Raw genomic sequence first — 414 nt, forward strand, 5'->3', positions numbered from 1 at the left:
AGCTTAGGTGAGAACATCCCTGCCTGAACATGAGAAAAAACAGGGTACTCATACTCACTTCTAAGTGACGGCTGCATACTAACCGCTTCATACATCTCGTAGATTTCTCTGGCGATTGAAGGGCTAAATTCTTCAACGCTAACTTTGAGAATTTTTGTAAGCAATGCGGCGTTATAAGCATTTAATGCATTGATGCCATTAAATAAAGCACCAACGCCTGACTGCCCCATCCCCATCTTGTCTGCGACAGATTCCTGGGATAAGCCAAGTTCATTTTTCTTTTTTTCATAAATTGCTTTAAGGCGACGTGCGTCCTCAAGCTGCTCTTGTGTTAATGGTTTCTTTTTTGTGCTCATACGTTAAATCTATCACCGCAAGGGATAAATATCTAACACCGTGCGTGTTGACTATTTT

The 414-nt window shown here is 41.3% G+C and carries 1 protein-coding gene; it reads right to left on the minus strand.

The window, feature by feature from the left end; genetic code table 11:
• The coding region (locus tag JW499_RS21750; RefSeq protein WP_205212528.1) for a helix-turn-helix domain-containing protein at positions 1 to 356 on the minus strand (356 nt) is incomplete at its 3' end.
• Between the last annotated feature and the right edge of the window lie 58 nt (positions 357 to 414).

It is taken from the genome of Amphritea pacifica (assembly GCF_016924145.1).
Classification (GTDB): domain Bacteria; phylum Pseudomonadota; class Gammaproteobacteria; order Pseudomonadales; family Balneatricaceae; genus Amphritea; species Amphritea pacifica.